Genomic DNA, 25820 nt, shown 5'->3' on the forward strand with positions numbered 1-25820 from the left:
TTCTCAGGCCTGAGCCGTCGACGCCCGCTCCACCAGCACTGGCGGCACCGGGCGGTCGACGGCGGGCTCCTCGCCGCGCAGCTCCGCGAGCACGACGCCGATCGTGCGGCGGCCGACCTCCGCGAAGTCCTGGCGGATGGTGGTCAGCGGCGGCTGGTAGTGCGCCGCCTCGGGCACGTCGTCGAAGCCGACGACGCTGAGGTCCTCGGGCACGCGCAGTCCCCGCTCGGTGCAGGCGTGCAGGAGTCCGAGGGCCATCTGGTCGTTGCCGGCGAACACCGCGGTCGGCAGAAGCGCGGCTCCGAGGAGGCGGAGGCCGGCGCGGTAGCCGGACTCGGCGCTCCAGTCGCCCTCCACGACGGCGACGGGGTCGAGGCCGGCCGCGCTCATCCCGGCGCCGAAGCCCTCGAGCCGCGCCTGCGCCTCCACCCAGTGCTGCGGACCGGCGAGGTGCGCGATGCGGGTGTGGCCGAGGCCGACGAGGTGCCAGGTGGCCAGTCGCGCTCCGGCCGCCTGGTCGACGAGGAGCAGGGAGTCGGCGCCGCGGTCCGTCGCGCCGAGCGTCACCGAGGGGACGCCGATCGCGAGGCTCTCGATCGCCTCCAGCGCGCGCTCCTGCGGGGCGAGGACCACGATCGCCTCCACCGACTCCCGCTGCAGGTGGGCGAGGCCGTCGGCCAGCGACTCCGCGTCCGGCGCCGCGTTCACGACCGGGACCCGGTAGCCCGCGTCGCGCGCCGCCTGCTCGATCGCGGCCATCGCGGTGGCGGTGCCGTAGAAGCTGTGGCTCTCGGCGGCGAGGATCCCGATCAGGCCGGAGCGGCTCGTCGCCAGGGCGCGGGCGGCGGCGCTGGGGCGGAAGCCGAGGTCCTCGATCGCGGCGAGCACGCGCTCCCGGGTGCGCGGCCGCAGCTGGGGGCTGTCGTTGAGCACCCGCGAGACCGTCTGGTACGACACTCCGGCCCGCACCGCGACGTCGCGGATGGTCGGCGCGCGGTCGAGGGGCATGGCCATACCGTAGCGGTGCGTGCGCCCCCGTCCCCTCCTGCGAGACGCCTCCCGGGAGCGGGTTCGTCGGCGGGTCGCGTACCGGAGTGGCGTCCCGCGGGCGCGGGTCAGGGGCCGCCGAGCCAGTGGTCGATGCGGTGGTGGTCGGGGGTGAAGCCGTGGTCGACGCCCCAAAGGACGGCCTGCGTGCGGCTGGTCGCGCCGATCTTTCCGTAGACGCTGCGGATGTAGGACTTCACCGTGTTGGGGCTGAGGTAGGTGAGCGCGGCGACGTCGGCGTTGCTCTTGCCCTGCGTGATGAGCGCGAGGATCTCCGACTCCCGGTCGGTGATGCCCTCGTGGCGGCCCGGCCAGTCGAGGCCCGGTGCGCTGCCCGCCCGCCGCGGAGGATCGCTGACGACGACCTCGCCCGCCGCCACTCGCTCGAGCGCGGCCACCAGCTCCCGCGCCGGCAGGGTCTTGGAGAGGTAGCCGTGGACGCCCTGCTCGAGGGCGTCCGTGATGAGCGTCGGCGCGAAGTTCCAGGTGTAGACGACCACGTGCTCGGCCCGCTCGTTGCGCACCAGCTCCGCGATCTCGTGGTGGTCCGACTCCGGCTGGGCGAACGAGTCGTAGAGGACGACGTCGATCCGATCGGAGAGGGAGGCGTTCGCGTCGATCTCGGCGACGACCACCCGGTCGCGGTAGTGGTCGAACATGTGCGCGAGGCCCGTGAGGACGACGTCGTAGTCGTCGACGAGCGCGACGGTGAGGGGCGCACGGCGGGTCATGGTCGGACGCTACCGCACGGCTCGTCGGGGCGAGCACACCCCCAGGGGTGTACCGCCGCCTCCTCCGGGGTGGTTGCGTAGCCATCGGTCCCGCAACCGCGGAACCGATCAGCGGGCCCCCGCCCGCACAACGGAAGGACGACCGCCATGCTCGGTCTCATCATCAGCCTCATCGTCGTCGGACTCATCGCAGGAGCGCTGGCCCGCCTCATCGTCCCCGGGAAGCAGAGCATCAGCATCGGCATGACCATCGTGCTCGGCATCGTCGGCTCGTTCGTCGGCGGCTTCCTCGGCTTCCTGATCTTCCAGCACGACCCGATGGACGGCTTCTTCCAGCCCGCCGGCATCATCGGCTCGATCATCGGAGCGATCATCGTCCTGCTCGTCTACACCCGCTTCGCCGGCCGCTCCGCCGCGCGACGCTGACCCGCAGCGCACGGCGACAGCGAGGTCGCTGCCGACCCGCCCTCCGCGGGCGTGCAGGCACCACGCTGACCGGCGGCCCCGGCCCGGCTCCCTCCACGGGCCGGGCCGTCGTGCTGTGCGCGGGGTGCCCGGGCGTCGTCCGCGGTCTCCGACGCTGCGTCCGCGGGTGCCGACGCTCCGTCCGCGGAGCCCGCGCCGCGTCCTCCGACCTCCGCGGATCAGCGGCGGAGTCCGTGGCTGTCGCGTCGGTGGCTGCCGAGGCCGTCGCCGCAGAGTCCGAAGCCGCGCAGTCCGTCGCCGCCCAGCCGCTGCGCACCGGGGTGCGCGATGCTCGGGCGATGCCGCTCGTCGTCCCCGATGCCCTCGTCCCGCTCGCGCTCCGGCTCGCCCGCGCGAACCGCACCTTCGTCAGCGCGGAGGGAGCCCGTCGCCGCATCCGGGAGCGCGCGCTCCGTCCCGCCTCTTTCAGACCGCCGCCTCGCCTCCGGCCCGGCGTGCGCGTCGACGTGGAGCAGGTCGGCTCCTGGCCGGTCTACACGATCCGCCCGCGGGTGATCCGCGGCGGCGTCGTCTACGTCCACGGCGGCGGCTGGGTGAACGAGATCGCGCCCCAGCACTGGTGGCTCGCCGCCCGCATCGCCGACGAGGCCTCCGTCGCGGTGACCCTCCCGATCTACCCGCTCGTGCCCTTCGGCACGGCGCTCGAGGCGCGCGACGGCGTCCGCGCCCTGGTGCTGCGGAGTCTGGAGCGGCACGGGGCGACCTGCCTCGCCGGCGACTCGGCGGGCGGCCAGATCGCCCTCTCGACCGCTCTCGCCCTGCGCGACGACGGGGTGGTCCTGCCGCGCACCACCCTCGTCTCGCCCGCGCTCGACCTCTCCTGGAGCAACCCGCGGATCCCCGAGGTGCAGCCGACCGATCCCTGGCTCGGCACCCCGGGCGGTCGCGTCCTCGCCGAGAGCTGGCGCGGCGCCCTCGACCTGCTCGATCCCGTGGTCAGCCCGCTGTTCGGCGACCTGGCGGGCCTCGGCCCCCTCACCGTCTTCACCGGCACGCGGGACGTCCTCAATCCGGACGCCCACGTGCTGGCCGAGCGGGCGGCGGCTGCCGGGGTCCCGTTCGAGCTCCACGAGGCCGTCGGGCAGGTCCACGTGTACCCGCTCGTGCCCACGCGGGCCGGCCGCGAAGCGCAGCACGACCTGGTCGAGGGGCTCCGCGCGTCGGTCTGACCACCGGTCGACTAAGGCGTCCGGCAGGCTCCTCTCAGTCCGTCTTCCGGACGGCGGACGGCGCCTCCGCCCGCTCGTCCCCGACGTCGAGGCGAGCCAGCGCGTTCGCCGTCCCCCTGCGGCCCCGTGTCGCGACCAGGCCGATCATCGCGGCCGCCGCGAGGACGAAGGCGAGCAGCGACCAGAACCCGCCCTCGACGGCGAGCAGGGTCGACCAGCCGCCCGATCCCGCCGCCCAGCGCACGAGCCGCTGCCAGAGGAGCGGTCGCGGCTCGGGACGCAGGCGCACCACCGTCTCGCCGAGGGTCCGTCCGGACCGCAGCACGATCACCAGCTGGAGCAGCGGAGCGACGAACGGCAGGGCGCCGAGAATCACGTCCCCGGGGCTCGAGCGCGTGTCCACCCCCGCGAGCACGAGGCCGACCCCGGTGATCGAGACGAGCGCGCCCGTGATGAGGCTCAGCGCGAGAACGTCGCAGAACATGCCGAACGCGCGGCGGCGGATCGTGACCGGGCGGGCCAGCTCCGGCACCGCGCCCTCGGCCCGGCGGGTGAAGAGGAGGAGGACGGGGGAGAGAAGGGTGCCGAGCAGGGCGCCGGCCGTGTTGGCCAGCAGGTCGTCGACGTCGAAGAGCCGGTAGGCGCACGGGTAGAGGAACCAGTCGCCGGTGAGCTGCGTGACCTCGATGAGGAGCGAGACGGCGAAGCCGGCGACGGTGCCGCCGATCAGCCCGGCGACGAGGCGCCCGCGCAGAGCGAGGTGGCGGACGAGCATCCCGAGGGGGACGAAGAAGACCACGTTCAGGAGCACCTGCGCGGACGCGGGGTTCGTCAGCAGCGCGCGGGGCCCGTCGATCCCGCCCTCCTTCGCGATGTCGCCGACGAAGGCGAACAGGCGCAGCTGCGGACCCGATCCGGTGCGGCAGGCGGCGGCGACCGTCGCCTCGTCGGGCAGGGGGAGGAGCGTGTAGGTGACGAGGGCGAGCGCGTAGACCACGGCGGCGAAGGCCAGCACCGCGTTGCCGATCCCGAGGACGCCGCGCCGCCGGTACTGCAGGGCGGCCCAGGGCACGAGGCCCACGAGGGCGACGGCGGAGCCGAACAGGAGGGCGAGCACGGCGGAGGTCATGCGTCGACAGTAGGAGAGCGGAGGCCGATCCCCACCGACAGGCGCGTCGGGGATCTCCGCCAGCGCGATTCGTCCCTCCCCAGCGCGGGATCCGGGCGCTCCTCCACGGATCCGAGCGATCCCCGTCCGCCGCCTCCACGCCCTGCTAGCGTTTCCTGGGTCGCGTCCAAGAAACGCGTGCACCCCCGACCCCTCCACGAAAGACGTCATGCCGCTGCGCTCCCGCCTCCTCGCCCTCCCCGCCGCCGTCGCGGCCGCCGCGCTCCTGCTCAGCGGCTGCACCGCCGAGACGCCCGACGCCTCCAGCACCCCCGTCGACGGCGGGACCCTGACCTACGCGTCCGGCGACGCCGAGCCCACCTGCCTCGACCCGCACGTCGGCGGCAACTACCCGCAGGCGCTCCTCGCGACGCAGGTGCTCGAGTCGCTCGTCTCGCGCGACGCCGACGGCACCATCACGCCGTGGCTGGCCGAGTCGTGGACCGTCTCGGACGACGCGCTCAGCTACGACTTCACCCTGCGCGAGGGTGTGACCTTCACCGACGGCACCGCCCTCGACGCGGAGGCGGTCGCCTCGAACATCGCGCACCTGCAGGACCCGGCGACCAAGTCCTCCACCGGCTACCTCGCCGTTGCGAAGGTCGCCTCCGTCACCGCGGTCTCGCCGACCGTCGCCCGCTTCACCCTGACCGCGCCGGACAGTGCGCTGCTCGAGTCGCTCGCGCAGCCGTGGACCGCGATCGAGTCGCCCGCCGGCATCGCCCGCGGCGAGGCGGCCAACTGCGAGGCGCCCGTCGGCACCGGCCCCTTCACCGTCTCGGAGTGGGTCAAGCAGGACCACGTGACCCTCACCCGCAATGAGGCCTACGACGCGTCGACCGGCCCGACCGGGGACGGCCACGAGGGCCCCGCGCACCTGGCGAGCATCACCTGGCGCTTCATCCCCGACTCCGCCACCCGCTACGCGGCGCTGCAGTCGGGCGAGGTCGACGTGCTCGACAACGCCCAGCCCGACACTCTGAAGGCCGCGACCGGAGCCACGGACCTCGTCGAGCTCGACGCGCCCCGGCCCGGCTCGGTCAACCGCCTCGAGCTCAACTCCGGCCAGGCGCCGTTCGACGACGAGTCCGTCCGCGAGGCGTTCGTCCGCGGCGTCGGCGTGAACGACGCGATCGACTCGCTCTTCTTCGGCACCGCCGAGCGCTCCTACTCCCCGCTGTCCAGCCGCGAGGCGACCGCGTACTCCGACCCGTCGCTCTTCGAGGACGCCGGGTCCGACTCCGAGACGGCCGCCGCCGAGGACCTGCTCGAGAAGGCCGGCTGGGTGGACTCGGACGGCGACGGCATCCGCGAGAAGGACGGCACGCCGCTGACGCTGCGCTTCCCCGTCAGCACCAACCAGTCGATCCCGGCCGAGCAGTCGCTGTTCGAGCAGATCCAGGCCTCGGCGAAGACCCTCGGCTTCGACGTGCGGATCAGCCTGCTCGACCTGTCGAGCTGGTACACCGCGCTCGCGTCGAACGAGTACGAGCTGGTGAGCGCCCCGTACACGAAGGTCGGACCCGACGTGCTGCGGATCCTCTACTCCTCCTCGGGCATCACCCCCGCGCCGAGCGGCTACTTCGCCAACCACGCGCAGATCGCCGACCCCGCGCTCGACTCGCTGCTCGAGCAGGCGAGCGCCACGACCGACGAGGACGCCCGCGCCGACCTGTACGAGCAGGCCCAGCGGATCGTCCTCGAGGGCTACTGGATCCTGCCGCTCTACGACCAGCAGAACCACTACCTGCACCGGTCGGCCGTCCAGGGCCTCGTCGCCCTCGACACCGTGTCGACCCCCTGGTTCGCCGACGCCTGGGTCTGACCCGGCTCCGCAGAGCCGCCTGCACCGATCGATGAGCGGACGCACGCCGGTCGAGTAGCCGCCGCGGCGGCGCATCGAGACCCCGCGATCGGGACGGGCGGATCTCGAGACGCCCGCTTCGCGGGCTGCTCGATCAGCAGGGATCCGTCCTCCATGCTGGTCGAGTAGCCGCCGTCGGTCGCGCATCGCGTGCTCCGGAGGGAAGGGACCTCGACGACGCCCCCCTCCACCGCCCCGACCAGAGAGGACGCCCGCCCGCATGATCCGCCGCGTGCTCCTCCGCCTCGGCGGCGCCCTCGTGGTGCTGTGGGCCGTCGCGACCGCCGTCTTCGTCCTCATCCGCCTCGTCCCCGGCGATCCGGCGCAGGCGATCCTCGGCGGTCCGGGCTCGCAGGCGTCGCCGGAGGCGCTCGCCGCGGTGCGGGAGCAGTACGGCCTCGACCAGCCGCTCCTCGTGCAGTACCTGGTGCAGCTCGGCAGGCTCGCGCGCGGCGACCTCGGCACCTCCTACTCCCTGCGCACCCCGGTCGCGCAGATCCTCGGCGAGCAGCTGCCCGGCACCCTCCTGCTCGCCGTGCTCGCGCTCACCGCCGCATGGATCCTCGCGTTGGCGACCGCCCTCTGGTCGACCCGGGGCGGCCGGCTCGCCGCCGCGATCGGGTCCGGCCTCGAGCTCACGGCGGCCGCGCTCCCGCACTTCTGGCTGGCGACCGTGCTGATCGCCGTCTTCGCGACCGCGCTGCGCTGGCTGCCCCCGGTCAGCACCGGGTCGCCCGCCGGGCTGGTGCTGCCGACGCTCACCCTCGCGATCCCGCTGGCGGGCTTCCTCGGCCAGGTGATGCGCCGCTCCCTCCTCGACGCGCTGGAGTCGCCGTTCGTGCTCGCCGCTCGGGGGCGCGGCGAGGGCGAGCTCGGCGTCCGCACCCGCCACGCCCTGCGCCACGCGGTCCTGCCGGGCGTCTCGCTCTCGGGCTGGGCGTTCGGCTACCTGATCGGCGGGGCCGTGGTGGTCGAGACGATCTTCGCGAGGCCGGGGCTCGGCCGGACTCTGCTCGCGGCGGTGACCGTCCGTGACGTGCCGGTGGTGACGGGTGTCGTGCTGGTCACGGCGCTGGCGTACATCGTCGTGACGCTCGCCACCGATCTGCTGACGCGCGTGATCGACCCGCGGCTGGCTCGGCGGGAGGCGGTCGCGTGAGCGAGCTCGAGCTGCGCGCCGCCCGCCCGCTCCGCCGGGGTGCCTCCCGCCTCCGCGCCGGCGAGGTGCTGGCCGCGGTCTTCGTCGTGCTGCTCCTGCTCGCCGCCGTCGCGCCCGGGCTGCTCGCCCCCTCCGATCCGCTCGCCGTCGCCCCGCGCGACGCCTTCACCCCACCGGGTGCCGCGCACCTGCTCGGCACCGACGAGTCCGGTCGCGACGTCCTCAGCCGCCTCATCGCGGGGGCCGGCGCATCCCTCCTGATCGGCGCCAGCGCCACCGCGATCGGCCTCGTCCTCGGCGCGGTGCTCGGGGTGGTCGCGGCGTTCGGCGGCCGCGTCGTCGACGGCGTGATCGGCCGCGTACTCGAGGTGCTCTTCGCCTTCCCCGCACTCCTGCTCGCGCTGCTCGTGATCGTGGTCACGGGTCCCGGAGTCGTCCCCGCCACCATCGCGGTCGGCCTCTCCACCGCGCCGGGGTACGCCCGCATCCTGCGCACGCAGCTGCTCGGCATCCGCGACTCCGGCTACGTCGAGGCGGCGCGCGTGCTGGGGCACGGACCCGTCCGCATCCTCGTCCGGCACGTCCTCCCCAACACCTTCGGGCCGCTCGCCGTGCTGGCGACCCTCGGCGTCGGCCAGGCGATCGTCTGGGCCTCGGCCCTCAGCTACCTGGGCCTGGGCGCCGAGCCGCCCGCGCCGGAGTGGGGCGCGATGCTCTCGGCGGGCCGCACCTACCTCGCGAGCGCGTGGTGGCTGACCGTGTTCCCAGGACTGGCGATCGTGCTGACCACGATCGCGACGACGATCCTCGGCGGGCGTCTGCGGGGTGCGCGGTGAGCGCGGTCGTCGTCGAGGGGCTCCGGGTCGCCTTCGACGGAGTCGAGGTGGTGCACGGGGTCTCGTTCCGCGTGGACCCGGGGGAGTGCGTCGCGATCGTCGGCGAGTCCGGGTCCGGCAAGAGCGTCACCGCGCGAGTGCTGCTGGGGCTGAGCGGAGGCGCCGTGACCGGGAGCGTCCGCGTCGGCGGTACCGAGGTGGTCGGAGCGGGCGAGCGGGAGCTGCGGCGGCTGCGCGGCGGATCCGTCGGCTTCGTCCCGCAGGACGCGCTGCTCTCGCTCGACCCGCTGCGCCCGATCGGCCGCGAGATCGGCGACGTGCTCCGCCTCCACGGCCGCCTCCCCGCGGCCGAGCGCGCGCAGCGGACGGTCGAGGCCCTGGCGAGCGTCGGCATGCCGGAGCCGGCCGAGCGGATGCGGGAGCGCTCGGGCGACCTCTCCGGCGGGCTCCGCCAGCGCGCCCTCCTCGCGGCGGCCGTGGCGCTCGATCCGCCGCTGCTCGTCGCCGACGAGCCGACCACCGCGCTCGACGTCACCGTCCAGGCCCGCGTGCTCGAGCTCTTCGCCGAGCAGAAGGCGCGCGGCCGGGCGCTCGTCCTGGTCTCGCACGACCTCGCGGTGGTGGCGGGCCTCGCCGACCGCATCCTCGTGCTGGCCGACGGCCGCGTGGTGGAGGAGGGGACCGCGGCCGAGGTGCTGCGCGCGCCCCGCAGCCCCGAGGCCCGCGCGCTCGTGGCCGCCGTCCCCGCCGGGCGACCGCGCGGCTCCCGGCTCACCGACCCGACCGCACCGGCGACTCCGCCCGAGACCCCCGGGGAGGTCGTGGTCGCGGCCCGCGGACTCGCCGCCCGCTTCCCGCTGCCCGGTGGAGGAGTGCGGGTCGCGGTCGACGACGTCGACCTCCGGCTGCGGCGCGGCGAGACCGTCGGGCTCGTCGGCGAGTCCGGGTCGGGCAAGAGCACGGTGGCCCGGCTCGTGCTGGCGCTGCGGCGTCCGGACGAGGGCGCCGTCGAGCTGTTCGGCGAGCCGTGGTCGGCAGCGACCGAGCGCTCCCGCCGTCCCCGCCGCCCGCGGATCGGCGCCGTCTACCAGGACAGTCTCTCCTCGTTCGACCCGCGCTGGAGCGTCGGCCGCCTCCTCCGCGACGCCGGCGCCGCCTCCGTGCCCGCGCTGCTCGAGAGCGTGGGGCTCGACCCCGCCCTGGAGCGGCGCTCGCCGCGGACCCTCTCCGGCGGTCAGCGCCAGCGCGTCTCGATCGCCCGGGCGCTGGCGACGCGCCCCGACGTGCTGATCTGCGACGAGCCCGTCTCGGCCCTCGACGTGTCGGTGCAGGCGCAGATCCTCGACCTGCTCGACGACCTGCAGCGCCGTCACGGCCTCGCCCTCCTCCTCATCTCGCACGACCTCGGCGTGATCGCGCACATGAGCGATCGCATCGCCGTGATGCGCGAGGGTCGGATCGTCGAGGCGGGGCCGGCCACGTCGCTCCTCGCCGTACCGCAGGAGGAGTACACGCGCCGCCTGCTCGCCGCCGCCCCTCGCCTCGAGCGCTGAGCCGTCCGCGGCGCGGCCCCCGCGCAAGCCCGCGCCGCGAATCCGCCGCACCTCCACCACGTGTCGGACCTGCGGCGTAGCGTTGCCGAGGTGATGCGCCCGACGACCCAGACCCTCGGCCAGCTCCGTGCCTCCGGGCACGTGCAGAAGAGCCTCCGCACCGAGATCCGCGACAACCTGCTCGATGCTCTGCGCGAGGGCCGCGACCCCTGGCCGGGCCTGCACGGCTTCGCCGAGACGGTCATCCCGCAGGTCGAGCGCGCCGTCATCGCCGGCCACGACATCGTCCTGCTGGGCGAGCGCGGCCAGGGCAAGACCCGCCTCCTGCGCACCCTCGTCGGCCTGCTCGACGAGTGGACGCCCGTCATCGCGGGGTCCGAGCTCGGCGAGCACCCCTACGAGCCGATCACCACGGAGAGCCGCCGCCGAGCGGAGGAGCTGGGCGAGGACCTGCCCGTCGCCTGGAAGCCCCGCGAGGAGCGCTACGTCGAGAAGCTGGCCACGCCCGACACCAGCGTCGCCGACCTCATCGGCGACGTCGACCCGATGAAGGTGGCCGAGGGCCGCAGCCTGGGCGACCCGGAGACCATCCACTTCGGCCTCATCCCGCGCAGCCACCGCGGCATCGTCGCGATCAACGAGCTGCCGGACCTCGCCGAGCGGATCCAGGTCGCCATGCTCAACGTGATGGAGGAGCGCGACATCCAGATCCGCGGCTACGTCCTCCGCCTCCCCCTCGACGTCCTCGTCGTCGCGAGCGCGAACCCGGAGGACTACACGAACCGCGGCCGGATCATCACGCCGCTGAAGGACCGCTTCGGCGCCGAGATCCGCACCCACTACCCGACCGCCCTCGTCGACGAGGTCGCCGTCATCCGTCAGGAGGCGGACCTCGTCGCGACCGTGCCCGATGCGCTCATCGAGATCCTCGCCCGCTTCACGCGGGCCCTGCGCGAGTCGAGCTCCGTCGACCAGCGCAGCGGTGTCAGCGCCCGCTTCGCCATCGCCGGCGCCGAGACCATCGCCGCCGCCGCCCTGCACCGCGCCACCCGCCGCGGCGAGGAGGAGGCGGTCGCCCGCCCCATCGACCTCGAGACCGCCGTCGACGTGCTCGGCGGCAAGATCGAATTCGAGTCGGGGGAGGAGGGCCGCGAGGACGAGATCCTCGACCACCTGCTCCGTCAGGCCACCGCCGAGACCGTCCGCGCCCACCTGCGCGGCGTCGACCTCGGGCCGCTCGTCGAGGCGGTCGAGAACGGCGCGATGATCACGACCGGCGAGCAGGTGACCGCCCGCGAGTTCCTGGCCGGCCTGCCGCTGCTGGGCGAGGCCCGCGTGTACGACGAGGTCGCCGAGCGCCTCGACGCCGTGGGGGAGGGGCGCCGCGCCGGAGCGGTCGAGCTCGCCCTCGAGGGCCTCTACCTCTCGCGCAAGCTGAGCAAGGAGACGGGCGGGGGCGAGGCCGTCTATGGCTGATGCTCCGCGCGGCAACCGGCGGCTGAAGCGCGACGCGCGCTACGCGAAGTACGACGGGGGACCCGATCCGCTCGCTCCTCCGGTCGACCTGAAGGAGGCCCTCGACGCGATCGGCGAGGACGTGATGGGCGGCACCTCGCCCGAGCGCGCCCTGCGCGAGTTCCTCCGCCGTGGCACCCGCGACCGCGAGGGCCTGGACGACCTGGCCGCCCGCGTCGCCGAGCGGCGTCGCGAGCTCACGCAGAGGAACAACCTCGACGGCACGCTCCGCGAGATCCGCGAGCTCCTCGACAAGGCCGTCCTCGCCGAGCGCAAGCAGCTCGCCCGCGACACGCAGATGGACGACGGCGACCGCGCGCTCGCAGAGATCCAGCTCGACAGCCTCCCGCCCTCACCGGCCGCGGCCGTCTCGGAGCTCCGCGACTACCGCTGGCAGAGCCCCGAGGCGCGCGCCGACTTCGAGCGGATCCGCGAGCTCCTGGGCCGCGAGATGCTCGATCAGCGCTTCGAGGGGATGAAGCAGGCCCTCGAGAACGCGAGCGACGAGGACCGGGCCGCGATCGACGCGATGCTCCGCGACCTGAACGAGCTGCTCGAGGCGCACGCGCGCGGGGAGGACACCCCCGAGCAGTTCGACGCCTTCATGGAGCAGCACGGCGAGTACTTCCCCGAGGGACCGGAGTCGGTGGACGAGCTGATCGACGCGCTCGCCGCCCGCGCGGCCGCGGCCCAGCGGATGCGCAACTCGATGACCGCCGAGCAGCGCGCCGAGCTCGACGCGCTCGCCCAGGAGGCCTTCGGCACGCCGGAGCTCATGCAGTCCCTCGGCCGCCTCGACGAGACCCTGCGGGGGCTCCGTCCCGGCGAGGACTGGGGCGGCTCCGAGCGGATGGACGGCGAGCAGGGGCTCGGCCTCGGCGACGGGACGGGCGTGTTCCAGGAGCTGGCCGACCTCGACGCCCTCGCCGACCAGCTCGCGCAGACGGACCGCTCCTCCCTCGACGACCTCGACCTCGACCTGCTGGCGAAGCGCCTCGGCGAGGACGCCTCGGTCGACGCGCAGACGCTGAAGCGCCTGGAGCGGGCCCTGCGCGACTCCGGGACCCTGCGCCGCGGCTCCGACGGCCGCCTCGCCCTCAGCCCGAAGGCCATGCGCCAGCTCGGGAAGGCGCTCCTGCGCGACATCGCCGAGACCGTCTCCGGCCGTCAGGGCGCCCGCGACGTCCGGCGCGCGGGCGCGGCGGGCGAGCGCTCCGGAGCGACGCGCTCGTGGGAGTTCGGCGACACCGAGGCCTGGGACATCCCCCGCACGGTGACCAACGCCCTCACCCGCACCGCCGGCGAGGGCCGACCGGTCGGCTCCGGTGTGCGCATCCGGATCGACGACGTCGAGGTGCAGGAGACGGAGGCGCGGACGCAGGCCTGCGTCGCGCTCCTCGTCGACACGTCGTTCTCGATGGCGATGGACGGCCGCTGGGTGCCGATGAAGCGCACCGCGCTCGCCCTGCACACCCTGATCAGCAGCCGGTTCCGCAACGACGCGCTGCAGCTCGTCGCCTTCGGCCGACGCGCCGAGGTGATGGACGTCGAGCAGCTGGTCGGCCTGGACGCGGAATGGGACAAGGGCACGAACCTGCACCACGCGCTGCTGCTGGCCAACCGGCACTTCCGCAAGCACCCGAACGCGCAGCCGGTGCTGCTCATCGTCACCGACGGCGAGCCGACCGCGCACCTCGAGCCCGACGGCGGCGTCTTCTTCGACTACCCGCCGGACCCGCTGACCGTCGCCGTCTCGGTCCGCGAGCTCGACGCGTCGCTCCGCCTCGGCGCGCACACCACGTTCTTCCGCCTGGGTGACGACTCGGGCCTCGCGCGCTTCATCGACTCGCTCGCCCGCCGGGTCGGCGGCTCGGTGGTGAACCCGGAGGCGGAGGACCTGGGAGCGGCCGTCGTCTCCTCCTACCTCGGCGCTCGCGGCGCGGGTCCGGGAGGCGGCGGAGCGCCGGGCGAGGAGCTGTTCGGCCGCGGCTGGAGCTTCTGAGCGGTTCAGGAGGCAGGAGGGATCCGCTCCCGCGGCTGAGGATCAGCGCGTCCCCGTCGCTCCTGCGGCGTTCGTCCTGACCTCCGACCGCGCCCGGCTCAGAACAGCGGCCAGGGCACCGCGGGCATCCCGCCCCGCGGGCCCGGGAAGCGGCCGAAGGAGCCGAGCCGCTCGCAGCGCTTCGCGAACGCGGCGACCTCGTCCTCGGTGAGCAGCTCCGAGAGCGCCTCGCCGAGCGGTCCGTCGACCTGCGCGCGCAGGAGCGCCAGCGCCGTCAGCTCCTCCTCGAGCAGCGGTTCGCCGATCCAGCCCCAGAGGACCGTGCGCAGCTTGTGCTCGGAGTGGAAGGTGAGGCCGTGGTCGACCCCGTAGCGGTGGCCGTCGGGCAGCGCGAGCACGTGCCCGCCCTTCCGGTCCGCGTTGTTGGCGACCACGTCGAACACGGCCATCCGGCGCAGCGCCGTCGAGTCCTCGTGCACGAGGGAGATGTCCCGGTCCTCCTCGTCGCTGCCGTCGAGGACGTGCCGCCATCCGTCGGGCACGGCGTCGGCGGGCACCAGGTCGACCGCGTCCTGGTCCGGATCGATGTCCTGCCAGAGCTGGACCATGCCCGGCCCGAGCGGACCGTCGCGGAGCCACGTGCGCGGCACCACGTTCCAGCCGAGCGCCTCCGAGACGAGGTAGGCGGCGACCTCGCGGCCCGCGAGCACGCCGTCCGGGAAGTCCCACAGCGGCTTCTCGCCCGAGATCGGCTTGTAGACGACGGACGTCTCGCCGAGCTGCGCGAGGAACGTCGCGTTCGAGGCGATCGTGATCCGGCCGGCCAGCTCCAGCTCGCCGTCGAGCCCGCCCGGGTCGCTCATGCGAGCGGGCAGTCGTGCCCGTCGGGATCCATCGGCTCGCCGCAGCGGGGGCAGAGCGGACGTCCGGCGCCGACGACCTCGAGGGTGCGCTTCGCGAAGGCGCGCGCCGTGCCGACCGGGATCTTCACCTGCAGCATCTCGGTGGGCTCGGGCTCCTCCTCGGAGTCGTCCTCCGCCTCGGTCAGCGGGTAGGCCTCGATCACGATCTGCGCGGTGGACGGGTCCCAGCCGAGGCTGAGACCGCCGACGCGGAACTCGGGCTCCACGGGCTGGTCGAGCGGGTCGTTGTCGACGAGCTCCGGGGGAGTGCCGGCGGGGACGCTGACCGGGTTGCCCTGGGCGGTCATCAGCTGGTCGAGGATCTCGTCGATCTTCTCGGCGAGGAGGGCCGACTGCTGCTTCTCGAGGCCGACGCTGACCACGCGGGGCCCGGTCTTGGCCTGGAGGTAGAAGGAGCGCGAGCCGGGTGAGCCGACGGTCCCCACGACGACGCGATCGGGCCAGTCGAATCCGTGCACGATCGGAGGCATGCCCTCAGTCTACGAGCGCCCGCCTCCGCAGTGGCTGCGCGCGTCGGGCTCGGGCGGCCTGCTGATCGAGTCGCCGTCTCTTCTGCTGACCGAGCCCCCCGCGGAGCGGACGCATCGAGATCCGCCGCTGCCGAGCACCAGCGTCCCTGCCGCTCGATCGAGCCCTGAAGCGGCCCTCCCGAACCCGCGCCTACTCGTGCCCCGCCCCGCCCCCCACGGCGGCGTCCGCCACGGGGGCCGCCTTCCGCAGCCAGCCCAGGTCCCCGGCGTCCGTGTTCATCGCGACGACCTCGGGCCGCCCCGCGCCGTAGCGGATGATCGACACCGACGCCGGTCCGACGCTGAGCCTCTGGAACAGGTCGAGGTGCATGCCGAGCGCGTCCGCGAGGATCGCCTTGATCGTGTCGCCGTGGCTGACCGCCGCCCACACCGCGCCGGCCCCGTGCTCCTCCGCCACCGCCGCGTCGTGCCGCCGGATCGCCGACACGGCCCGGGCCTGCATCGCGAGCATCCCCTCGCCGCCGGGGAACACCACCGCGGAGGGCTGGTTCTGCACCGTCGCCCAGAGCGGCTCCGTCGCGAGATCCCGCAGCGAGCGCCCCGACCAGTCGCCGTAGTCGCACTCGGTGATGCCCTTGTCGATCACCGTCGCCGGCGATCCCGTCTGCCGCTCGAGGACGAAGCGCGTGGTCTGCCGGCACCGCTCGAGCGGGCTCGACACCACGGTCGCGAGCTCGACCGCCGCCAGCCGCTCCCCGGTGCGCGCCGCCTGCGTGCGTCCGACGTGGTCGAGCCGCACTCCGGCGGTCCGTCCGGCGAGGATCCCCGCGGTGTTCGCGGTGGTGCGTCCGTGCCGGACGAGGAGGAGCGTGGGCATGGGGCCAGCGTAGGCGGCCGTGCTCCGCCCCGCCCCGTCGAGCCGCCGGGGCCGCGCCGGTGCGTTCCGCGCGACTCCATCGCGGGACGGATGCCCCGACCGCAGCGCCTGCCTAGGGTGGAGGAGCGGCCGCCCACCGCGGCCCGGAAGGGACACACATGGACGGGACGACGCCCCCCGGCATTCCCCAGGACGGCACGGACACCGAGAGCCCCGCCGCGCGCACCGCCGCCGACGGCACCGCTGCCGAGCACACCGACTCCGCGCACACCGACTCCGCGACCCCCGCATGGGCCGCCCCCGAGGCCTCCGGCCGCCACGGCGAGGTCGCCCTGCGGATCCGCGGCCTCCGCAAGCGCTTCGGCGACAAGGAGGCCGTGAAGGACATCGACCTCGACGTCCCCGCCGGGTCCTTCTTCGGGCTCGTCGGCCCCAACGGCGCGGGCAAGACGACGACCCTCTCGATGGCCACGGCCCTGCTCCGCCCCGACAGCGGCGTCGTCACGATCCACGAGGTCGACGTCTGGAAGGACACCCTCGAGGCGAAGCGGCTGATCGGCGTCCTCGCCGACGGCGTCAAGCTGTTCGACCGCCTCACCGGTCTCCAGCTCGTCACCTACTACGGTCTGCTCTGCGGGCTCGAGCGATCCGTCGTCGTCGAGCGGACCGACGACCTCCTCGCCCTGCTCGGCCTCGATCCGGCCGACCGCACGCTCGTCGTGGACTACTCCGCGGGCATGACCAAGAAGATCGCGCTCGCCTGCGCGCTCGTGCGCGCCCCGCGCCTCCTGGTGCTCGACGAGCCGTTCGAGTCGGTCGACCCGGTCTCGGCGGCGAACATCCGCGACATCCTCACCGGCTTCGTCGCGTCGGGCGGCACGGTCATCGTGTCGTCCCACTCCATGGACCTCGTCGAGCGGATGTGCGACCGGGTCGCCGTCATCGCCGACGGCCGCGTGCTCGCCTCCGGCACCCTCGAGGAGGTCCGCGCCGGCTCCAGCCTCGAGGAGCGCTTCGTCGAGCTGGTCGGCGGCCGCACCCACCAGGAGGGACCGGCATGGTTGCGCATCTCCTGAGGCTGCGGCTGCTCCTGCTCCGCAACTCGCTGACGCGGAACGTGTGGCAGCTGATCGGCGTGATCCTCGGCGGTCTCTACGCGATCGCGGTGCTCGGCCTGGTCGCGGCCGGCCTGGTCGCGCTCGGAGGCACGGACCCGGCGTTCGCGAACGTCGCGATCGTCCTCGGCGGATCCGCTCTGATCCTCGGCTGGGTGCTCGGGCCGATCTTCCTGTCCGGCTCCGACCAGAGCCTCGACCTGCCCACCCTCGCGACGTTCCCGATCCCGCTGCGGACCCTCCTCCTCGGGCTCGCCGCCGCGGGCCTCGCGGGCATCCCCGGCGTGGTGACCACGCTCGGGGCGCTCGCCTCCGCCGCCGCCTGGTGGAGCCGTCCGATCGGGATCCTGCCCGGCCTCGTCGCCGCGGTGATCGGCGTCGCGACCTGCGTGGTCGCGTCCCGCCTGATCGGCGCGCTCACCACGGGCCTGGGCTCGAGCCGCCGCTACCGCGAGGTGATCGGCGGCGTCGTGCTCGTCGTCGTCATCCTGCTCGGACCGCTCTTCTTCGGCCTGACCAACGTGATCCGCGACGGCCTGGACGTCCTGCCCGTGATCGCGGGCGCCCTCGGCTGGTCGCCGCTCGGCGCGATCTGGGCCGTCCCCGGATCCGTCGTCGCGGGCGACTGGGTCGCGGCGATCGCGCGCCTGCTGATCGGGCTCGCGACGCTGGCCGTCCTCGTCTGGGCGTGGGCCCGGGCGCTGCGGCACGCGCTCGCGGAGCCCGCCGCGTCCGGCGCGCACTCCGCCTCCGGATCCGCGGGCCTCGGCCTGTTCGGGCGCTTCCCCGGCACCCCGACCGGCGCCGTCGCCGCGCGTGCCCTCGGATACTGGTGGCGCGACCCGCGCTACAGCCGCGGGCTCCTCGTCATCCCCGCCGTCGTCGTCCTCGCGGTGTTCTACTCCGCGATCGGCAGCGGCGGCGATACCTTCGTGCTGCTCTCGGCCGTGCTCGTCGGCCTGATCTTCGGCGTGACCCTCTGCGCCGACGTGTCGTACGACGGCACCGCCTGGGCGGCGCACGTCAGCTCCGGAGTGACGGGGTCGGCCGACCGCGCCGGTCGCGTCGTCGCCGCCGCGATCATCGGCGTCCCTGCGGTGGTCGTCGTGGCGGTGGGCACCGCGCTGTACGCGGGACGCGCCGACGCGATCCCGGCCGTGCTGGGCATGGCGCTGGCCCTCGTGCTCAGCGGGTTCGGAGTGTCGAGCGTCGCCTCGTCGCTCGTCGTCTACCCCGTGCCCGGGCCGGGGGACAGCCCGCTGAAGACGCCGCCGGGCTCCGGGATGATCTCGAGCGTCGTGATGCTGGGGAGCATGGCCGCGACCGGTCTGCTGGCGCTCCCGTCGATCGTCCTCGGCGCGATCTCGCTCATCGGCGGCGACCCGGCCTTCGGCCTGGCCGGACTGGCGGCCGCCCTCGTGCTGGGCACCGTCTTCGCGCTGGTCGGCATCCGCGTCGGCGGTCGGATCGTCGACCGCCGAGCGCCGGAGCTGTTCGCCGCCCTCGTGACGATCGGCTGACGCGGGTGGCGGGGCGCGGGGCCGGCGGTGCCCGCCCGCTCCCCGTCTCCGCCCCGCTCCTCGCCCCCGCGAGTGCGCGAAAGTTGTCGCACTCGAGCTCAAGTGCGACAACTCCTGCACACTCGCGGGAGCGCCGAGTGCCGAGTGCCGAGCACTCAAGAGTCGTGGTAGTCGAGCGCGAGCACGATGATTTCTGCGCACTCGAGGGTCGCTCGAGTGGACGAGTGTCGAGTCTCCAAGAGTCGTCGCAGTCGAGGGCGAGTGCGACAACTCCTGCGTGCTTGCGAGTGCGACGACTCCTGCACACTCGCCGGAGCCCGCGAGGACCGCGCGCACCCGCGAGTGGCCGCGCGCCCGCGAAGGCCCGCACGCAGGAGCCGCGGCAGAATGTGGACATGCGCAGCCTCGAAGTCCTCCTCGATCCGGAGTCGGAGGCTCGCGTCCGCGGCCAGTGGGAGGCGCTCGAGGCGGCCGGCATCCCGAGCCTCGCGCTGCACACGTCCGCCAGCAACCGCCCGCACCTCACCCTGGTCGCCGGGCCCGAGCTGACCGCCCCGGAGCCGGGCGCGCTCGGTCCGCTGCCGGCGACGGCCGACTTGGGCGCCGTCCTCCTCTTCCCGCACGCCGGGCGCTTCGTCCTCGCCTGGGGAGTGGTCCGCTCGCCCGCCCTCGACGCGCTGCACGATCGGGCCACGCGCCTCGTGCCGGGCGGCGTCGATACCTCGCTGCCGGACGCCTGGACGCCGCACATCAGTGTCTCGCGCCGCCTCCGCGCCGAGCAGCTCGGCGACGCCGTCCCCCTCCTCGGCGAGCCGTTCACCGTCGGCCTCGCGGGCGTCCGCTTCTGGGACGGCGACACCCGCACCCTCACCGACCTCTGATCCGGACGCCGCAGAAGCCCCCGACCACCCCGCATCCGCCTCCCCAGCTCCCTCCCTGCAGCCCTTCTCCACAGTTCCCCGGACCCCCGGGGCGGCGTCGGAGGCGGCGGGTAGAGTTCCCCGGGTGACAGAGCCCACCGCGACAGCCCTCCCCGCCCCGCCGCTCGCCGACCCCTCGGCGGAGTCCCGCGGCGGCGTCCGGAGCGACGCGGCGAGCGGCGCCCCGGGATCCGGATCCTCCGAGGCGCAGGCGATCCTCGAGAAGGTCTTCGGCTACGGCTCCTTCCGCGGCGAGCAGCAGGCCATCGTCGAGCAGGTCATTGGAGGCGGTGACGCCGTCGTCCTCATGCCCACCGGCGGCGGCAAGTCGCTCTGCTACCAGATCCCCGCCATCGTGCGCCCCGGCACCGGCGTGGTCGTGTCCCCGCTCATCGCGCTGATGCAGGACCAGGTCGACGCCCTCCGCGCGAACGGCGTCCGCGCCGAGTTCCTCAACTCCACCCAGGACGCGGGCGAGCGCAGCCGCGTCGAGCGCGCCTACCTCGACGGCGAGCTCGACCTGCTCTACGTCGCCCCGGAGCGCCTGGGCAACGAGGGCATGAAGCAGTTCCTCGCCCGCGGCCGGATCGCCCTCTTCGCGATCGACGAGGCCCACTGCGTCAGCCAGTGGGGCCACGACTTCCGCCCCGACTACCTCGCATTGGGCGAGCTCGCCGAGCGCTGGCCCGACGTCCCGCGCATCGCCCTCACCGCGACCGCCACCGAGGCGACGCACCGCGAGATCACCTCGCGCCTGCACCTCGGTGCCGCCCGCCACTTCGTCTCGAGCTTCGACCGCCCGAACATCCAGTACCGGATCGTCAACAAGGTCGAGCCGCGCAAGCAGCTGATCGACTTCCTGCGGCGCGAGCACGCGCACGACGCGGGCATCGTCTACGCCCTCTCCCGCAAGAGCGTCGAGGCGACGGCCGAGGCGCTGCGCTCGGCGGGCTTCGACGCCGTCGCGTACCACGCGGGCCTCGACTCGCGGGTGCGCGCCGCCGCCCAGTCGCGGTTCCTCCGCGAGGAGGGCGTCATCGTCTGCGCGACCATCGCCTTCGGCATGGGGATCGACAAGCCGGACGTGCGGTTCGTCGCGCACATCGACCTGCCCAAGTCGGTCGAGGGCTACTACCAGGAGACGGGTCGCGCCGGCCGCGACGGACTGCCGTCCACCGCCTGGCTCGCGTACGGACTGCAGGACGTGGTGCAGCAGCGCCGGATGATCGACGAGTCGCCGGGAGACCTGGCGCACCGTCGGCGGATGTCCGCGCACCTGGACGCGATGCTCGCGCTCTCCGAGACGGTCCAGTGCCGCCGGGTGAACCTGCTCGCCTACTTCGGCCAGGAGAGCACCGCCTGCGGCAACTGCGACACCTGCCTCGAGCCTCCCGCCTCCTGGGACGGCACGGTCGCGGCGCAGAAGTTCCTGTCGACGGTCGTCCGCCTCAAGCGCGAGCGCAACCAGCAGTTCGGCGCCGGTCACATCATCGACGTCCTCCGCGGCAAGACCACGCCGCGCACCACCCAGCACCAGCACGACGGCCTCGCCACCTGGGGCATCGGCGCCGAGCTCAGCGACACCCAGTGGCGCGGAGTCGCCCGCCAGCTCCTCGCGCAGGGCCTGCTCGGCGTGAACGACGACGGCTTCGGCACGCTCGTGCTCACGCCCGCGTCCGGCTCCGTCCTCGGCGGCGAGCGGAAGGTCGAGCTGCGGCAGGAGCCGGAGAAGCCGGCTCGCTCCAGCGGATCCTCCCGCTCCGGACGGTCCACCGTGGCCGAGCTGTCGGGCGAGGCTCAGCCGCTGTTCGAGCGGCTCCGGGAGTGGCGCGCCGCGCAGGCCCGCGCGCAGGCGGTCCCGGCCTACATCGTCTTCAACGACGCGACCCTCCGCGAGATCGCGACCGCCGAGCCGGCGACGATGGACGCGCTCAGCATCATCGGCGGCGTCGGCCAGAAGAAGCTGCTCACCTACGGCGAGGCCGTGCTCGCCGTCGTCGCGGGGGAGAGCCCCGAGATCGCCGTCCCGGAACCCGGTGAGGAGGCTCCCGCTCCCCGCCGCGCGCCGGCCGCCCGTGGCGGGTCGTCCCGCTCGCAAGGGGCGAAGCCCTCGTTCGGCCGCGAGTCGTCCGGTCCGCCCGTGTCCGCCGCGCAGCCGCCGGAGGACGACTGGGTGCCGCCGGACGAGCCCGACTGGGAGCCCGGCTGGGACAGCTACTGATCCGTCGCTGAGGCGCGCGGTTCACCGCCCGCGACGGAGGCGGGCGCCGGCGCGGGCGACCGCGTTCCGGCGTCAGCGTCGACGATCGTGCCCACCTCGTCACCGACGCGAGCGTCCTCGGCCCAACGCACCGACGAGCGCCCTCAGCCGTTCGCGCCCGTCGACGCCATCCACCCGCCGAGCAGCGTGCAACAGAACGACACCGCGAGACCCGCCACCGGCACCCAGAACGCGATGCGCCGCCGCACCAGCAGCACGATCGAGACGACCAGCGCCGCGAGGAACGGCACCCACACTCCTCCTGCGGCGAGGACCACCCCGCCCTCGATCAGGCCGATGTCGCAGGCGTTCGATCCGCCGCACGAGTCGCTGGCCATCGCGAAGAACAGCCCGAAGAACGACAGCAGCAGCGTCACCGCGGAGGCCACGAGGATCAGCACGATCGTCAGCACCAGGTCCCAGACGCGGACCGGGCGCCCATACGGAACCCCGGATCCCGGCGCGGCCGGAGGCGCGGTAGGCGCGGCCGCGACGTCCACGGGCGGCGCACCCGGAGTCCGGGGAGGCGCCGCCGCGACGTCCGCGGGCGGCCCGGCCGCCGGGTGTCGGGCGGGCGGAGGGGGAGGCAGCGGCGGCTCGCTCATGCCGAGAGACTAGCGAGGCGGCCTCCGGTGCGGCGTCCCTCCTCCGCAGAAGCAGCCCGTAGGGACAGCCCGTTCAGCACACGGACGAGCCGCCCCCTTCTCCGCTCCCGTCGCAGGGACAGCCCGTCCTGCGCACGAGCCGCGCGCCCCGCCCCCGCCTGGTCGGTTCCGACAACGCGCTTCCGCCTCCGCCCGGCGCCGTTTGTGCCCGGGCGACGGAACGTTTCCGCCGCGCCGCCGCGCGACCTACCGTGCGAGGACCGCCTCCGCTGCCGCGCCCGTCGGCGCACGACGCACCGGGAGCGGCCCGAACCGCAGACGGTCGAAGGGACACGAACACCATGGTCAGCACCGCTCCCCACCCCCGCTCCGCCGCCGACGCCGCCGACCGGGCGGCCACCGGGCGCACGCGGGCCCGGCGCTCCCGCTCGGGCTCCATCGCGCCCACGCCGCCGGTGGACTCCCTCGGCTCCGAGGTCGACGCGCGCCTGGACGAGGACGGCGCCCCCGCCGTCGACGTCGCCGCCCTCGGCGAGACCCTGCTCGGCGCCTGGCGCGAGCAGCGCCTCGCCAGCCGCGCCCTGACCGCCCGCCCCGAGCTGCACCGCACCGACGGCCTCCCGATGAAGGAGCACCGCCTCCGCGTCTCGGAGCAGATGCGCGTGCTCGCGGCCGAGGGCGGCGTGCACCGCGCCTTCCCGGTCGACCTCGGCGGCGAGGCCGACCACGGTGGCAACATCGCCGGCTTCGAGGAGCTGGTCACCGCCGACCCGTCGCTGCAGATCAAGTCCGGCGTGCAGTGGGGGCTCTTCGGCGCCGCGGTCCTGCACCTGGGCACGCGCCCGCACCACGAGAAGTGGCTGCCGGGGATCATGAGCCTCGAGATCCCGGGCGCCTTCGCGATGACCGAGACCGGGCACGGCTCCGACGTCGCGTCGATCGCCACGACCGCCACCTACGAGGACGGCGTGTTCGTGCTGCGGACGCCGTTCCGCGCGGCCTGGAAGGACTACCTCGGCAACGCGGCGGTGGACGGGCGCGCGGCGGTCGTCTTCGCGCAGCTGGTCACCCAAGGGGTGAACCACGGCGTCCACGCCTTCTTCGTCCCGATCCGCGACGAGCAGGGCGCGTTCCTGCCCGGCGTCGGCGGGGAGGACGACGGCCTCAAGGGCGGTCTGAACGGGATCGACAACGGCCGCCTCCACTTCGACGGGGTCCGCGTCCCGCGCGAGAACCTGCTGAACCGCTACGGCGACGTCGCCGCCGACGGCACCTACTCCTCGCCGATCGCGAGCCCGGGCCGCCGCTTCTTCACCATGCTCGGCACGCTCGTGCAGGGCCGTGTCTCGCTCGACGGAGCCTCGGTCGCCGCGGCGAAGATCGCGCTGACGGTCGCCGTCACCTACGGCGATCAGCGCCGCCAGTTCACCGGCGGCGGCGAGCGGGAGGAGGTGCTGCTCGACTACCAGCGGCACCAGCGCCGCCTCCTGCCGCGCCTGGCCACCACCTACGCCGCCGCCTTCGCGCACGAGAAGCTGCTGACGGCGTTCGACGAGGTGTTCTCCGGCGCGAACGACACCGAGCAGTCGCGGCAGGACCTCGAGACCCTCGCCGCGGGACTCAAGGCGCTCTCGACCTGGCACGCTCTCGACACGCTGCAGGAGGCGCGCGAGGCCTGCGGAGGCGCGGGCTTCCTCGCGGAGAACCGGCTCACGCAGCTGCGCGCCGACCTCGACGTGTACGCGACCTTCGAGGGCGACAACACCGTGCTCCTCCAGCTGGTCGCCAAGCGCCTGCTGACCGACGTCGGACGCCGCTTCAAGGGCGCCCAGCCCGCGGAGCTGGCGCGCTACGCCGCCTCGCAGGTCGCGGGGGCGACCGTCGACAACTCCGGTCTGCGCCGTCTGGCCCAGGTCGTCGCCGATCGCGGATCGACGGCCCGCTCGGTCGGCCAGCTGCGGGAGGACCAGCGCGAGCTGCTCACCGGCCGCGTCGAGAGCATGGTCGCGGGGATCGCCTCACGGCTGCGCCCGGCGTCGAAGCTGCCCTCCGACGAGGCGGCACGCCTGTTCAACGCGCACCAGAGCGAGCTCATCGAGGCGGCGCGCGCGCACGCCGAGCTGCTGCAGTGGGAGGCGTTCACGGAGGCGCTCGCCGGCGTCGAGGACGCGGGCACGCGCACCGTCCTCACCTGGCTCCGCGACCTGTTCGGCCTGGGCCTGATCGAGAAGCACCTCGACTGGTACCTCATCCACGGGCGCCTGTCGTCGCAGCGAGCGGTCGCGGTGACGTCCTACATCGACCGCCTGCTCGCGCGCATCCGCCCGCACGCCGCCGACCTGGTCGCGTCGTTCGGCTACGGGCCCGAGCACGTGCGCGCGGCGATCGCGACCGGCGCCGAGGCGGAGCGCCAGGAGGAGGCGCACGCCTGGTACGAGGCCGCCCGCGCCTCCGGCACCCTCCCCACTCCGGAGAAGCGCCGCTGAGCCCCTCCGCGGGATGCCGTTCCGGTACGCGACACGTCGCGCGAGGCGCACCGGAGTGGAATCCCGCGGAGACAGGACGGGGAGGGGCGCGTCAGGACGCGAGGAACGCCAGCGCCTGGTCGCGCTCGGCGCGCAGCTCGAGCACGGACTCGTCGATCCGCGCGCGGGAGTGCGCGTCGATCTCGAGCCCCTCGATGATCCGCCACTCGCCGTCGACGGAGCGGACCGGGAACGAGGAGATCAGCCCCTCCTCCACCCCGTAGGAGCCGTCCGACTCGACGGCGGCCGAGGTCCACGACGTGCCGTCGACCCAGTCGCGCACGTGGTCGATCGCGGCGGAGGCGGCGGACGCGGCCGAGGAGGCTCCGCGGACCTCGATGATCTCGGCGCCGCGCTTGGCGACCCGCGGCTCGAACTCCGTGTGCAGCCACTCGGCGTCGACCAGCTCGGGCACCGGACGTCCGCCGACGGTGGCGTGCGTCGCGTCCGGGTACTGCGAGGCGGAGTGGTTGCCCCAGATCGCGACGCCCTCGATCGCGTCGACGGGGGCGTCGAGCTTCGCGGCGAGCTGCGCGACCGCCCGGTTGTGGTCGAGGCGCGTCATCGCGGTGAAGCGGCCGGCAGGGATGTCCGGGGCGCTGCGCCGCGCGATCCAGGCGTTGGTGTTGGCCGGGTTGCCGACGACCAGCACGCGGATGTCGGAGGCGGCGTGCGCGTTCAGCGCGGCACCCTGAGGTCCGAAGATGCCCGCGTTCGCGGCGAGCAGGTCGGCGCGCTCCATGCCCGCGCTGCGCGGCCGGGCGCCCACGAGGAGGGCGACGCTCGCGCCGTCGAACGCGGCGGCCGGGTCGTCCGTCGCCTCGATCCCGCGGAGGAGGGGGAAGGCGCCGTCCTGCAGCTCGAGCGCCGTGCCCGCGGCCGCGCGGAGGCCGGAGGGGATCTCGAGCAGGTTCAGGCGGACGGGGACGTCCGGCCCGAGGAGCTGACCCGAGGCGATGCGGAAAAGGAGCGCGTAGCCGATGGCGCCTCCGGCTCCCGTGACCGTGACCGTGACCGGAGTGCGCTGCTGGTTCATGCGCCGAGCGTATTCCCGCCGGCTGGGGGAGGGGGAGGA

At 74.3% G+C, this 25820-nt stretch carries 21 protein-coding genes; 13 read left to right on the forward strand and 8 right to left on the reverse strand.

The genetic code is table 11. From position 1 onward, the window contains the following. Positions 1-3: 3 nt before the first annotated feature. Both C5C55_RS08810 and C5C55_RS08815 read right to left on the reverse strand, forming a co-directional pair. On the reverse strand, positions 4-1008 hold the full coding sequence (locus tag C5C55_RS08810) for a LacI family DNA-binding transcriptional regulator (protein WP_104262311.1): 1005 nt from the start codon (positions 1006-1008) through the stop codon (positions 4-6). A gap of 107 nt (positions 1009-1115) precedes the next feature. After that, on the reverse strand, positions 1116-1778 hold the full coding sequence (locus C5C55_RS08815; protein WP_104233645.1) for a response regulator transcription factor: 663 nt from the start codon (positions 1776-1778) through the stop codon (positions 1116-1118). A 147-nt stretch (positions 1779-1925) separates the two neighbouring features. On the opposite strand from C5C55_RS08815, the gene C5C55_RS08820 reads away from it, so the two are divergent. Both C5C55_RS08820 and C5C55_RS08825 read left to right on the forward strand, forming a co-directional pair. Beyond that, positions 1926-2204, forward strand: coding sequence for a GlsB/YeaQ/YmgE family stress response membrane protein (locus C5C55_RS08820; protein WP_104225042.1), 279 nt, complete (start codon positions 1926-1928; stop codon positions 2202-2204). Between the two features lie 233 nt (positions 2205-2437). Further along, positions 2438-3433 (forward strand): alpha/beta hydrolase, encoded by a 996-nt coding sequence (locus C5C55_RS08825; RefSeq protein ID WP_258066100.1) that lies wholly within the window; start codon positions 2438-2440, stop codon positions 3431-3433. A 34-nt stretch (positions 3434-3467) separates the two neighbouring features. Here C5C55_RS08825 and C5C55_RS08830 read toward each other — a convergent pair whose 3' ends face one another. Continuing rightward, the gene (locus C5C55_RS08830) at positions 3468-4562 is read right to left on the reverse strand and encodes a VanZ family protein (RefSeq protein WP_181067821.1); all 1095 of its coding nucleotides are present in this window, start codon (positions 4560-4562) and stop codon (positions 3468-3470) included. Between the two features lie 208 nt (positions 4563-4770). Between C5C55_RS08830 and C5C55_RS08835 the strand changes: the two genes are divergently transcribed. From C5C55_RS08835 to C5C55_RS08860, 6 genes are all read left to right on the forward strand, one after another. Beyond that, positions 4771-6426 carry an ABC transporter substrate-binding protein gene (locus C5C55_RS08835; protein ID WP_104233647.1) on the forward strand — a complete coding sequence of 552 codons (1656 nt, stop codon included), beginning with the start codon at positions 4771-4773 and terminating at the stop codon, positions 6424-6426. Positions 6427-6685: 259 nt separating this feature from the next. After that, on the forward strand, positions 6686-7624 hold the full coding sequence (locus C5C55_RS08840; RefSeq protein ID WP_104233648.1) for an ABC transporter permease: 939 nt from the start codon (positions 6686-6688) through the stop codon (positions 7622-7624). Further along, positions 7621-8460, forward strand: a complete 840-nt coding sequence (locus C5C55_RS08845) for an ABC transporter permease (protein WP_104233649.1) — start codon at positions 7621-7623, stop codon at positions 8458-8460. Before C5C55_RS08840 ends, C5C55_RS08845 begins: the two co-directional genes overlap by 4 nt. Beyond that, positions 8457-10013, forward strand: coding sequence for an ABC transporter ATP-binding protein (locus C5C55_RS08850; protein WP_104233650.1), 1557 nt, complete (start codon positions 8457-8459; stop codon positions 10011-10013). Before C5C55_RS08845 ends, C5C55_RS08850 begins: the two co-directional genes overlap by 4 nt. 93 nt (positions 10014-10106) lie before the next feature. Then, positions 10107-11489, forward strand: a complete 1383-nt coding sequence (locus C5C55_RS08855; protein WP_104233651.1) for a magnesium chelatase — start codon at positions 10107-10109, stop codon at positions 11487-11489. Beyond that, positions 11482-13530 carry a VWA domain-containing protein gene (locus C5C55_RS08860; RefSeq protein ID WP_104233652.1) on the forward strand — a complete coding sequence of 683 codons (2049 nt, stop codon included), beginning with the start codon at positions 11482-11484 and terminating at the stop codon, positions 13528-13530. The genes C5C55_RS08855 and C5C55_RS08860 overlap by 8 nt, the downstream gene beginning before the upstream one ends. Before the next feature lie 98 nt (positions 13531-13628). Here C5C55_RS08860 and C5C55_RS08865 read toward each other — a convergent pair whose 3' ends face one another. The 3 genes from C5C55_RS08865 to C5C55_RS08875 form a co-directional block, all read right to left on the reverse strand. After that, complete coding sequence (locus tag C5C55_RS08865) at positions 13629-14393, reverse strand: SCO1664 family protein (protein ID WP_104225050.1); 765 nt, start codon at positions 14391-14393, stop codon at positions 13629-13631. After that, the gene (locus C5C55_RS08870; RefSeq protein ID WP_104225051.1) at positions 14390-14923 is read right to left on the reverse strand and encodes a DUF3090 domain-containing protein; all 534 of its coding nucleotides are present in this window, start codon (positions 14921-14923) and stop codon (positions 14390-14392) included. Before C5C55_RS08870 ends, C5C55_RS08865 begins: the two co-directional genes overlap by 4 nt. 190 nt (positions 14924-15113) lie before the next feature. Further along, positions 15114-15800, reverse strand: coding sequence for a histidine phosphatase family protein (locus C5C55_RS08875; protein ID WP_104233653.1), 687 nt, complete (start codon positions 15798-15800; stop codon positions 15114-15116). A gap of 158 nt (positions 15801-15958) precedes the next feature. Here C5C55_RS08875 and C5C55_RS08880 point away from each other — a divergent pair, with 158 nt between their 5' ends. The 4 genes from C5C55_RS08880 (at position 15959) to recQ (ending at position 21576) form a co-directional block, all read left to right on the forward strand. Next, entirely contained in the window at positions 15959-16876 is a 918-nt protein-coding gene (locus C5C55_RS08880) for an ABC transporter ATP-binding protein (protein ID WP_104225053.1), read from the forward strand. Beyond that, positions 16858-18435 (forward strand): transporter, encoded by a 1578-nt coding sequence (locus C5C55_RS08885; protein ID WP_104233654.1) that lies wholly within the window; start codon positions 16858-16860, stop codon positions 18433-18435. Before C5C55_RS08880 ends, C5C55_RS08885 begins: the two co-directional genes overlap by 19 nt. A gap of 395 nt (positions 18436-18830) precedes the next feature. Further along, on the forward strand, positions 18831-19316 hold the full coding sequence (locus C5C55_RS16850; protein WP_104233655.1) for a hypothetical protein: 486 nt from the start codon (positions 18831-18833) through the stop codon (positions 19314-19316). 124 nt (positions 19317-19440) lie between these two features. Further along, positions 19441-21576 carry a DNA helicase RecQ gene (recQ, locus tag C5C55_RS08895; protein ID WP_181067822.1) on the forward strand — a complete coding sequence of 712 codons (2136 nt, stop codon included), beginning with the start codon at positions 19441-19443 and terminating at the stop codon, positions 21574-21576. 143 nt (positions 21577-21719) lie between these two features. On the opposite strand, the gene C5C55_RS16740 is transcribed toward recQ, so the two are convergent. Next, entirely contained in the window at positions 21720-22220 is a 501-nt protein-coding gene (locus C5C55_RS16740) for a DUF6264 family protein (RefSeq protein ID WP_219813000.1), read from the reverse strand. A gap of 341 nt (positions 22221-22561) precedes the next feature. Between C5C55_RS16740 and C5C55_RS08905 the strand changes: the two genes are divergently transcribed. After that, on the forward strand, positions 22562-24706 hold the full coding sequence (locus C5C55_RS08905; protein ID WP_104233657.1) for an acyl-CoA dehydrogenase: 2145 nt from the start codon (positions 22562-22564) through the stop codon (positions 24704-24706). Between the two features lie 91 nt (positions 24707-24797). On the opposite strand, the gene C5C55_RS08910 is transcribed toward C5C55_RS08905, so the two are convergent. After that, positions 24798-25781 (reverse strand): malate dehydrogenase, encoded by a 984-nt coding sequence (locus tag C5C55_RS08910; protein WP_104224379.1) that lies wholly within the window; start codon positions 25779-25781, stop codon positions 24798-24800. Positions 25782-25820 lie beyond the last annotated feature (39 nt).

The organism is Rathayibacter sp. AY1C2 (assembly GCF_002931195.1).
Taxonomy (GTDB): Bacteria; Actinomycetota; Actinomycetes; order Actinomycetales; family Microbacteriaceae; genus Rathayibacter.

Bases quoted from the DNA above. Each gene is read 5' to 3' on its own strand.
- C5C55_RS08865 (WP_104225050.1), bottom strand. From the start codon at position 14,393: ATGAGCGACCCGGGCGGGCTCGACGGCGAGCTGGAGCTGGCCGGCCGG.
- C5C55_RS08860 (WP_104233652.1), top strand. From the start codon at position 11,482: ATGGCTGATGCTCCGCGCGGCAACCGGCGGCTGAAGCGCGACGCGCGC.
- C5C55_RS08810 (WP_104262311.1), bottom strand. From the start codon at position 1,008: ATGCCCCTCGACCGCGCGCCGACCATCCGCGACGTCGCGGTGCGGGCC.
- C5C55_RS08910 (WP_104224379.1), bottom strand. From the start codon at position 25,781: ATGAACCAGCAGCGCACTCCGGTCACGGTCACGGTCACGGGAGCCGGA.
- C5C55_RS16850 (WP_104233655.1), top strand. From the start codon at position 18,831: ATGCGCAGCCTCGAAGTCCTCCTCGATCCGGAGTCGGAGGCTCGCGTC.
- C5C55_RS08875 (WP_104233653.1), bottom strand. From the start codon at position 15,800: ATGCCCACGCTCCTCCTCGTCCGGCACGGACGCACCACCGCGAACACC.
- C5C55_RS08870 (WP_104225051.1), bottom strand. From the start codon at position 14,923: ATGCCTCCGATCGTGCACGGATTCGACTGGCCCGATCGCGTCGTCGTG.
- C5C55_RS08830 (WP_181067821.1), bottom strand. From the start codon at position 4,562: ATGACCTCCGCCGTGCTCGCCCTCCTGTTCGGCTCCGCCGTCGCCCTC.
- C5C55_RS08820 (WP_104225042.1), top strand. From the start codon at position 1,926: ATGCTCGGTCTCATCATCAGCCTCATCGTCGTCGGACTCATCGCAGGA.
- C5C55_RS08880 (WP_104225053.1), top strand. From the start codon at position 15,959: ATGGACGGGACGACGCCCCCCGGCATTCCCCAGGACGGCACGGACACC.
- C5C55_RS08840 (WP_104233648.1), top strand. From the start codon at position 6,686: ATGATCCGCCGCGTGCTCCTCCGCCTCGGCGGCGCCCTCGTGGTGCTG.
- C5C55_RS08835 (WP_104233647.1), top strand. From the start codon at position 4,771: ATGCCGCTGCGCTCCCGCCTCCTCGCCCTCCCCGCCGCCGTCGCGGCC.
- C5C55_RS16740 (WP_219813000.1), bottom strand. From the start codon at position 22,220: ATGAGCGAGCCGCCGCTGCCTCCCCCTCCGCCCGCCCGACACCCGGCG.
- C5C55_RS08815 (WP_104233645.1), bottom strand. From the start codon at position 1,778: ATGACCCGCCGTGCGCCCCTCACCGTCGCGCTCGTCGACGACTACGAC.
- C5C55_RS08855 (WP_104233651.1), top strand. From the start codon at position 10,107: ATGCGCCCGACGACCCAGACCCTCGGCCAGCTCCGTGCCTCCGGGCAC.
- C5C55_RS08885 (WP_104233654.1), top strand. From the start codon at position 16,858: ATGGTTGCGCATCTCCTGAGGCTGCGGCTGCTCCTGCTCCGCAACTCG.
- C5C55_RS08905 (WP_104233657.1), top strand. From the start codon at position 22,562: ATGGTCAGCACCGCTCCCCACCCCCGCTCCGCCGCCGACGCCGCCGAC.